Origin of the sequence: uncultured Granulicatella sp. (genome assembly GCF_963515615.1) — a bacterium.
In the GTDB taxonomy this organism is placed as follows: Bacteria; Bacillota; Bacilli; order Lactobacillales; family Aerococcaceae; genus Granulicatella.
The window spans coordinates 1-2,910 of sequence record NZ_CAUPZT010000078.1; the positions used below are offsets into that span (position 1 = coordinate 1).

The following is a 2,910-nucleotide window of genomic DNA, read 5'->3' on the forward strand; positions in this document are numbered from 1 at the left end:
AAATATCGGTAGTTACATTCTCACCATTCTTTAATTTATAAAATGTACTCCTACTGTATATCCCGTTGGAGAAGGGACTGCTAATAATTCTTGTAAATATTCTAATGTTTGACTCATGTATAAATTCCTTTCAAATAACTTCTAAATTCCTACCATATCTCGGTAAAGTTGATGCGCATAACTATCCGTCATTCCTGAGATAAAATCAGTTGCCAATAATAAGCGTAAATATAATTTTTCCACTTCTGATTTACCTTCTGCAAAGTAATGATAGGAACGTTTTTGACTTTCTGAAATGATACCAATTTTCTTCAAATCAACATAATCTAATCGACGGTTTGTATCATAAGCTACTAATGGTGGAACAAAACTATCTAACAAATACGTTAAAGTAGAATAACCTGAAATTTCTAATCGTAAAATACTCTTATGATCATATATTTTATCTTCAGAAACTTTTCTTAAATGCGTATATAATTCATGCGCACTAGAGTCCGTTAATAAATCTTGCTGATACTCTCCATTCATAATCTTCTCATAATGAAGAACGAAAGACTCTGTTGCTGCATCAATTAACATCGTTCTTAGATCGACAAAAAATTGATTAATACTAAAAATTTCTTCATCAATTGTTTCTAATATTTTCACAACTTTTTTTGAATGCGGAGAAGTTTTATCTTCTTTTAATACGCAATGTAAATATTCCTTTACAACGGCAAATCTTAATACTCCTTTACCAATCGCATCTTCTAAATCTGCTATTAAATATGCAATATCATCGGCAGCTTCTAAAATAAATGTCAATGGATGACGATTTTCACCAGTACCTGTAATATCAGTTATTTGACGAAAAATATCTTCTTCAGCTCTGAAAAATCCTACTTTTTTAGACGTAATTTTCTCTGTTTTTGGCTGATTAGAAGCACGTGTATATTTTAAAATCGTATTAATCGTAGCAGGAGTTAAATCTAACCCATCAAAGTTTCCCTTAAAATCATGTAACTTCGATACAATTCGTAATGATTGAGCATTTCCTTCAAAATGATAAAAATCATGTACATAGGGACTTGCTAAAAATTCTTCTGCTACCTCTGAATGTTCCTCTAAAATCTGTGGTAACTTTTTCTTAAACCATTGTCGAATAATATCTTCTCCAAAATGTCCATAAGGAGGATTACCAATATCATGTAATAAACTAGCACATTCTACAATTCGAGCAATATCACTTTGATGATGAATCATTTCTTGTTTGCTGGAATCTGTTTCGGTCAATGGATCTTGTTGTAACAATCGTACAATTTCACTCACTAATGTTCTTGCAATCATTGCTACTTCTAAAGAATGTGTTAATCTTGTATGAATAAAATCTAATCTTTCTAGTGGAAATACTTGCGTCTTATCTTGTAATCGCCTAAAAGCGGGACTTGTTACAATTCTTTTATAATCATCATCAAACTCGTTACGATGGTTTGAATCTTTGTCTGAAAGACGAGTAGTTGCCAATAACGTTTTCCATTCCATGTCATCACTCCTTTCCTCTATCTTAAACCAATTTACGAAACATTTCCATCTTAGAAAGAAAAAAGAGCAAAGTATTCAACTACTTCACTCTCTCAATCATTATTTTTCCAAAATCAATTCTTCTTTCATATGAATATCGTGTAATTCTCGCTTAAAGAAAAATAGACAAAGAACTAAAGAAATGACATCTGAAACAGGAGTCGCAAACATCATCCCCTCTACTCCAAAAATATAAGTCATCAGTAACATGACAGGTAATAAAATCAATAATTGTCTTGCTAATGATAAAAATGCTCCCGTTTTTGCTTTTCCAATTGCTGGGAAAAATGTTGTAATTAAAATCGTTATTCCATTAATTAAAGTAAATAGCATAAAGAATCTCATATAACGAATTCCAAATTCAAAATACAAATCATTTCCATTCCCAAATAGTTGAATAATTTGTAAAGGAAAAATTTCAAACACTGCCCAAGTGACAAATGAAAGTCCAAATCCTATTTTTAATGCTAGAAAAATCGTTTGACGTACTCGCTCATAATATTTTGCCCCATAATTATAACCAACAATTGGTTGAACTCCTTGCGTCATTCCAATAATTAATGCAATAAAAATAACAAATACTTTTGCTACAATTCCACCAACTGCAATTGGAATTTCACTTCCATAAATAGACATAGCTCCATAAGTTTTCAATAAATTATTCGACACAATTTGTACAATTAAAGCAGAAATTTGAAAAATAAATGAAGTCAATCCTAAAGCAGCAATTGCTTCTACTTGCTTCATATGCGGAATAAAATCTTCCCATTGAAATTTTACAGAACGAAACTTTGGAATATACGCAAGCAACAGTAATGCAGACACTATCTGACTTAACACGGTTGCCCAAGCAGAACCTGCAATTCCCATATGAAATACAAAAATAAAAATAGGATTTAAAATCATATTCATAACTGCTCCAATAATAATCGCCATCATCGAAAAAGTAGCTCTTCCATCTGAACGAACAAGTGGATTAAATCCTGTTGAAAATAAGAAAAATGGAATCCCATAAGCCGTAATTCTAGAATACTCCATGGCATAATCAAAAATTTGGTCAGTGGCTCCAAATAATTGCATTAATGGTGCTAAAAAGATTTGAACAAGCAGACAAACTGCAATTCCCATCACGATTAATTGAACGACCGCTGTTCCTGCAATTCTTCTAGCTTTCTCTACTTCTTTACGACCTAATTCCAAATTAAAATTAGATGCAGCTCCTACTCCTGTCATTAATCCTAATGCTAAACAAATCGTTGTAATTGGAAATGCAATATTTGTCGCAGCATTTCCTAAATACCCAACTCCCTGTCCAATAAAAATTTGATCCACGATGTTATATAAGGCATT

2 protein-coding genes are annotated in these 2,910 nt (G+C 31.8%); both read right to left on the minus strand.

Translation table 11 applies throughout. The annotated features are described in order from the left end of the window. Positions 1-141: 141 nt before the first annotated feature. Positions 142-1,521 carry a deoxyguanosinetriphosphate triphosphohydrolase gene (locus tag RYL55_RS08440; protein ID WP_315008643.1) on the minus strand — a complete coding sequence of 460 codons (1,380 nt, stop codon included), beginning with the start codon at positions 1,519-1,521 and terminating at the stop codon, positions 142-144. A 99-nt stretch (positions 1,522-1,620) separates the two neighbouring features. Then, the coding region (locus RYL55_RS08445; protein ID WP_315008645.1) for an MATE family efflux transporter at positions 1,621-2,910 on the minus strand (1,290 nt) is incomplete at its 5' end.

Excerpts from the sequence above, each read along its gene's own strand:
- RYL55_RS08440 (WP_315008643.1), bottom strand. The coding sequence starts at position 1,521 with ATGGAATGGAAAACGTTATTGGCAACTACTCGTCTTTCAGACAAAGAT.